A 6,802-nucleotide genomic window follows, 5' to 3' on the forward strand; every position below is an offset into this window, starting at 1 on the left:
ACCATGTGCAGATATGCACAGTTTTCGCTTTCATCTCGGCAATTAAATTACCGAGGATTCCCGCTTATTTTCCTAAAGCATTTTCCGAATGATCTCGGAGGCCAGATTATTTCCGGCCCTGGCATCGCTGCAGCTTTTGGCCATAACGATAGTATAGCGGGGATCCTGAAAATAAGTAAGCTTATAATGTTTCCCCTCGGAAACCACAGAGAAACCCAATTCCTCAAGATCGTGTTTCAAGGATGCGGACAGGTTGGAGTAACCTTTTAAAAGCCTTTTGATTCGGCTTTTTCGGTTCTCCTGCCGGCCCGCTTTTTTATTTTCTTCCAGAATATTCTTAAGAATCTCCTGGCTTCTAGTATCCGGCTCCTGTCTTTCCAGACAGTCTTCGAGCAGCTCCAGAAGGATGCCGCGGACCTCTCCCTCATAAAATTCTCTCATACTCCCTTTATAAAGGAGAGGAACCGCCTGCCTCTCTTCCATTTTCGCATGGAGCCCCTGATTTTCCAGGCTCAGCGCCGTCACGCGATTCGTCAGTGTCTCGATGCGCTCTTCCTGGCTTTTCAGCTGCGCCTCAAAGATTTCGTAAAGATCCTGATTTTCTTCCTGTATTTTCCTGTGATTGTTTAAAAGAACCGAATGGTTCAGACGAAGACGTTCCATCCGGATGTCTTCCCAGAGATACAAAGGCCCGCGCGTCTGCTGGTTTTCGTATCGATAGATCATATTGACGATTTTCTGAGATAAAATTTCTTCTGTATAGGGTTCAAAATGAATCTTTTTATTTTCCGCGGAGGCTGAAGGATAATAGATACCAATGGCTCCATGATGGGGATTTTCCCCGTCGCAGCTTTTCCGCAAAAGTGCTCCAAGCTTCGGATCTGCCTCTTTCAGTACATAAGCCGTCCCCTGAAGCAGTTTGGAAAGCCGTTTTACATGCAGCGGATAAGTGCCATCCCACTTTTTTGTCACATAAACCACCGGCAGCTGAAAATGCTCTTTTCCAAGGAGCACTGCTTCCGCCAGTTCTTTTTCCCTGATTCCAAGTGCCACAGGCTCTCCTGTGACCGGCAGCCGGCCATCCATTCCAGCATACCCCTTCCGTATCACCATTCTGATAAAATATGGTGGAGAAAAATGATAAAAAAAGGAACTTGTCCGCTCTGTAGTCTCCTGATCCAGCCTGACCGAAAGACGTTTTTCCTCCAGATTCAGGATCAGATCAGTCGTCCAGATCATTCCATAAATGTCTTCTTTCTGAAATCTTGCCGCGATTATCCGTTTTTCCGGAAGTTCTTCCAGCGCCAGCATTCGGCTTTCATCCCGCCAGCACAAAGAGTAACTCTCTCCATCCCAGTTCACTCCCTTCATCCTGTCGCACGGACTTCCCTGATTCCACTCCAGGACCAGCCGCACAAATTCTTTCTTTGAAAATGACTCCTTTACCGGAATCATTGCAGAGTAAATCTGCATAGAACGGCCCCCTTTTTCTCTTTTTCTGCTAAAGATACCTGCATAGAAATACCCTCCTGTCAAAATCCTGTTCGCTTTTTCCATTGCTGTGTGTGGTATTGTTTGAATAATAGTGATAAATAAAGACAAACTTTGAAATGATATAGAATTGCTTTTCAAAAGACACTTTCATATTAACATGTATCGTTCTGTTTTGCAAGTGGTTTTTTCATAAAAAGAAGAACCCTTCTTTTTTTATGAAGAGCTCTTCCTCGCTGATCTCTGCCACTTCCATGATCTTCTCATCCGAAAGAATCCCCTACCGCAGAAGCACTTTTACCATTCTGTTTCTTTCTTCCTCTTTGCCATCTTCGCGATCCCATTTTCTCTGCTGTTCTTCGTCATATTCGTAAAGACACATCTTTTTCACCTCCGATTTATTTCCAGCAGAAAATCTCTGAGGACATTTTCCCGAATGCATTCCTCCACGGTCCGCTCAATAGCATCGTCCAGCGGCTGTCCTTCAGAGTATCTGCGTGCTTTGTCCACAAAGATCATGTATTCCCGCATCGTGCGGCTTTTCTTATAAATTTCCTCACTATTTCCAAGATTGATATCCCGGACCTTTACACGCAATTCCAGGTTTGGAGCTTTTGTCTTCTTTGTATAGGCTTCCGAAAGAAGAAGATCCTTTTCTTCTACCTTCTCTTTCCCATTATAAAAGACAACAAAGATCGGCGCAGGAACTTTGATCTGTCTGGAACCATACAAATTCTGAGATCTGACCATTTTGGAATAACTGTCACTGACATAAAAAAGACAACGTAAAGGCATATTTCCATTCTTACTGGACTGCTGTTCATAAAGAAACAGCTCATCATGGAACACATAAGCCAGATCATTTCTCATGGCCAGATAAACAACATTTTCCAATGTCACAATCTCCAGTTCCTCTGCATTTTCTCTTTAGAAACTCCCTTTTATTCAGTTTTCAGTATCGCATTGGGAATTTCTAAGGCTGCGAACGCAGCAAAACACAGAAACGGCTTCAGCCGTAAAAGAATATTAGAAATAAAATTCTTATTTGTATGATAGCATAATTTTTTTGTTTTGTCATCTGTTTTATGTATTTTTAATAAATATAATTTTGCATATATATTTTTTTATGCTGTGTATGCATAATTTAAAACTTTTCTTAAAAAAGACAGGAACCCTTTCATTCTTTAAAGAGTCCCTGCTTTTCATTACTGCTATTTGATTTTATCTCGGCCAGCGCTCTTCTCTGGGCAGAAGCTTCGGGAAGGGCTGGTGGGGTTCGGACTGATACCAGTAGGCTACACTGGAGACGTCGTCCTGGCGTTCAAAGAGGCCTTTGTGGCAGACGCCGATCTGCTGGATGGTCACGCGGATATCTTCATCAAAAAGGATCGGGTCCATGATGTGCCAGCGATAAAAACCACGTTCCGTTGGCATATCGTTCATGTGATAAGGATTGTAGACCGTGTCATCCTCTCTGGAATAATAGGGATATCCCATAAAAGGCGTACAGTAGGTCTGTTCTCTGGCTACGCCGTTTTCCGTTTTCGTAAAGCTCCAGGCGCCGCCAAAATAATCCTCTGTTCCCGTACCGCAGATAGTCGGATATTCCTCATCACCATCCAGGTAAACCTTCAGCTCTCCCTCTCCCCACCAATAACGTTCCAGGGTTGTGAGGGCAAGATAGGTGCCAACGTAATGTCCTTTTCCTTTTACGCCGTCCAGGATCGTATAGTCCTTCTTAAGCTCCGTCAGGCGCTCCCGTCTCCACTGTGCATGGAAGTAGGCCACATCCTCGGGAATCTCGTCGTAGAGCGTATAATCGACCTGGTAGAAAAATGCCGGTATCTCCGCTTCATGCTGATTCTCCAGCGTAATGCGGGCTTTTTTCCGGAAAGGCATCTGAAAATAACTGTTGAAGCCTCTGGAAGGATTTACCACAATCGGGAGAGAATTTACCATACAGCCCCTTGCAAAACCACAGCAGAAAAAATCTCCCAGCGGGCTTTCCACGGACGGCTCCTCTTCATCGTCCCAATAAATCCGCAGAACCAGGTCGCGCAGCACATAATAATCCTTTTCCGTACGGTCTGTAACCGTCATCCAGATATGCTGAATGACACCCGGCCCTTCCATCTCCGCCAGCACTCTCGTCTCTCCCGGCGCGATCTTCTCCATACAGGGAGAACCTTTTCTGCCAGGGCCAAGGCTTCCTGCTGCCATTCCGCCCTTTCCTTTTTCTCCCCTCGGATTTTCCTGATTGATACAGCGGCTTTTTCCTTTTTTCTGAAACATAAGTGAATCCAGGCTGTTGGTAAACTGAACCATCTTTTTCTCCCCCTGTAAATATTATTTCTGATTCTGCCAGTAGGTCTGAATCGCATCTGCGGCAGCGTCGCGGTCCATCACATTGGTCAGATACTGCTGCATAACAGCTCCATTCTCAGACCAGAAATCAGACGGAAGCAGGCGGCTGAAAGCATAGGTACTGGATACTGCTCCATCTGCAATATAGCTCTGAGTGGAGGATACCAGCGGATTATCATAAGAGACGTCTACTTTGCTGAAGGGCAGGGCCATATCCAGAAGATCTGACATTTCCTGGGCTTTTTCCACACAGAAAAATTCTACCAGTTTTTTACCTGCTGCCTGCTCTTCCTCGGAATTCTGGCTGGCATCGATGCAGTAACCCTTAGAGCAGAAAACACCAAGCTCTGTATTGACAGCATCCTCCTCATTTCCGGTCAGCGGGCAAGGCATCAGACCGAACTCGTCGTCTGCAGAAGCAGAATCTTTGATGTAATTCCAGGCCCAGTCACCCATAAACCACATGGCAACGTCGCCTTTTGCGATGGCCTGGCCGTCAATATCCGTATTTCCGACCAGCGGATCATTGGAGTTATAATTGTATTTTGCGATGATATCAAAGGTATCCATCACACTGTTCCAGGCAGCATTGCTCTTCAGCTCCGCAGAACCGTCCTTTAGGCTGTTGATAAAGTTCTGCTGCGCCTCCGTATCTCCCTGAATACCGGAAAATACCTGGCTGAGGTAATGAGATCCCAGAGACCAGTCCACACCGGTAAACATGATCGGTGACACGCCGCCCGCCTGGATCTTCTCGCAGAGGGCCTCCAGATCTGTATTGCTCTTGATGGATGACGGATCAAAAGGCTCTCCGGTGGCTTTCTCGATCACAGTCTTGTTATAAACGATACCCATGGCTGTCACACAGTTCGGCACTGCATAGAGCTTGCCGTCCTCTCCCTTAAATACATCCAGATAAGACTCATCTACCTGATCGGTGATCCAGGAATCTTCATCCAGATCATAGGCTGCCATATTTTCGATATTTTCCTGAATATCGATGGGGTCCATAATGGAAACGGTAGGAGCCTCTCCGCTTGCGTAAAGAGTCATCCATTTCTGTTTCTCACTGCTGTCATAAGCAATATAATTTACCTTGATATCCGGATTTTCCTCCATAAATTCCTCGCACAGCTGCTCAAACTGAGAATCCTTATTGGGCAGAGTAGTGTAAAGAGAAATCGTTACCTGGCTGTCGGAATCTGCGGATACGGTCAGTCCAGATACCAGAGAACCGGCCATTGCAGCTGTCATTAACGCACAAATCAGTTTCTTTTTCATGTTGAATAACCTCCTTGAAAATATCTTTTGCTGAAATACAGACTAAATGGTTGCATGAGGTTATTCAACTGGTTATCTTCAAAACCAGATTTTTTGACAAAAAAGAAGGCCCGTTTTTGTCACTTCTGCTCAAAGGTTCTGTTCTTCACACTGTCCCGTACAATCAACTCCAACGGAAAACTGTAGCTGTGGACAGCCACCGCTTCTCCCCGTATCCTTTTCATAAGAAGCTTTACCGCCTCTTTGGCCCGAAGGGACGGATACTGCCGGATCGTCGTCAGTCTGGGCGTCACAAGTTTCGCAAACGGGTTATCATCAAAACCTGTCACAGAAAGTTCCTCGGGAAGTTTTAGTCCCTGAATCGAAAATACATCCATGGCCTCGCAGGCATAATAATCTGAACAGAAAAAAGCCGCCGTATATTCCTGTTTTTTTACCCTCGGAACAAAACTCCGGAAAATTTCCGAGCGCAAAAGCCGCTCCTCGGGCAGCACAAAAATGTCCTTCTCCTCCAGCCTTTTCCCGGCACGCTCCAAAACCTCCCTGACGCCCTGCAGTTTTTCCTTCGTGCTCCCATACTCCAGCCGTTCATCGCAGAAAAAAGCAATTTTTTCATGTCCCTGACTGAGCAGATATTCCGCCATGCTTCTGGCCCCGTCCACGCTCTGACCGCTGACATTGTCATAAGGCCCTTCCTCCGAATCGATAAAAACCACCGGCTTCGGCATACATTTTGCCAGGTACTCACAGGTTTTCGGACTCTCTCCCAAAACCAGCGCTCCCTCAATCGAAAAGGCCTGACTTTTTCGGATAAGATCTTCTTCATTTAAGGAAGAATCGTACAAGACATGTCTGTGATACGAATGGAGTTCTTTTTCAATCGCTCCCAGCATTTCCCCGCAGAAAGGGTCCATAAGGATATTTTCTTTGTCTCCCAGGCAAAAACTTACCAGAATAAGTTTTAGCTCCTCCGTCTCTTTCTCCGTTCTGTAATCGGCAACATAGTGGTAACGTACCAGCGCTTCCTCAATCTTTTTCCTCGTATCCGCTGACATTTTTCCCGTCTTTCCATGAATCACATTGGAAACGGTAGTCGTACTGATCCCCAGCTTCTCCGCAATTTCCTTGATTGTCGCCATATTCCCCTCCTCAACTTTTCTTTTTTTACTATAGCAGATTTTGGAAGTATTTTGTATCCCTCTTTGAAATGCTTTCCAGGCATAAATCTGAATGATAACTGCCGAAAAATACCTTTCAGGCATATCACCTGATGTTTAACAGGTATTAGACTTTTTCTCTCTATATTTACAATAAAAGCAACAACACAAAGAAAGGACGGAAACTATGGATTATACAAAGCTTGGAAACACTGACATTGAGATTTCAAAGATCTGCGTGGGCTGCATGAGTTTTGGAAAGGCCGGTATCATGCATGACTGGACTCTGGACGAGGAGCAGACGGCGGAAGAAAATTCGCCGCTAACCAAAAACACCGTCCCCTTTGTCCATCAAAAAAAACCAGAAGCTTTTCGCTCCTGGTTCTCATTTCATATACCTTCAAAACCACACACAGAAATGTTTTTGTTTCTTTCCATCCGATTTTCTTCTACCCAGACTGCCTTGTGGAAGTTCTGTTCGCTTCGCTTACAGAACAACCTCGGCTTTG

At 45.4% G+C, this 6,802-nt stretch carries 5 protein-coding genes and 1 pseudogene; 1 reads left to right on the top strand and 5 read right to left on the bottom strand.

The window, feature by feature from the left end:
- Positions 1 to 72 precede the first annotated feature (72 nt).
- From LKD71_RS17460 to LKD71_RS17480, 5 genes are all read right to left on the bottom strand, one after another.
- Positions 73 to 1,473: a hypothetical protein gene (locus LKD71_RS17460; RefSeq protein ID WP_227616367.1), complete on the bottom strand. Its 1,401-nt coding sequence runs from the start codon at positions 1,471 to 1,473 to the stop codon at positions 73 to 75.
- Positions 1,474 to 1,878: 405 nt separating this feature from the next.
- The gene (locus tag LKD71_RS17465) at positions 1,879 to 2,385 is read right to left on the bottom strand and encodes a hypothetical protein (protein WP_227616368.1); all 507 of its coding nucleotides are present in this window, start codon (positions 2,383 to 2,385) and stop codon (positions 1,879 to 1,881) included.
- Positions 2,386 to 2,712: 327 nt separating this feature from the next.
- Positions 2,713 to 3,816, bottom strand: a complete 1,104-nt coding sequence (locus LKD71_RS17470; RefSeq protein ID WP_227616369.1) for a glycoside hydrolase family 172 protein — start codon at positions 3,814 to 3,816, stop codon at positions 2,713 to 2,715.
- Between the two features lie 21 nt (positions 3,817 to 3,837).
- Positions 3,838 to 5,136 (bottom strand): ABC transporter substrate-binding protein, encoded by a 1,299-nt coding sequence (locus LKD71_RS17475; protein WP_227616370.1) that lies wholly within the window; start codon positions 5,134 to 5,136, stop codon positions 3,838 to 3,840.
- Between the two features lie 119 nt (positions 5,137 to 5,255).
- Positions 5,256 to 6,275, bottom strand: coding sequence for a LacI family DNA-binding transcriptional regulator (locus LKD71_RS17480; RefSeq protein WP_227616371.1), 1,020 nt, complete (start codon positions 6,273 to 6,275; stop codon positions 5,256 to 5,258).
- A gap of 205 nt (positions 6,276 to 6,480) precedes the next feature.
- Between LKD71_RS17480 and LKD71_RS17485 the strand changes: the two are divergent.
- Positions 6,481 to 6,802, top strand: a pseudogene (locus LKD71_RS17485) (hypothetical protein); the annotation flags it as partial.

This window comes from Fusicatenibacter faecihominis, from assembly GCF_020686945.1.
Taxonomy (GTDB): domain Bacteria; phylum Bacillota; class Clostridia; order Lachnospirales; family Lachnospiraceae; genus Limivivens; species Limivivens faecihominis.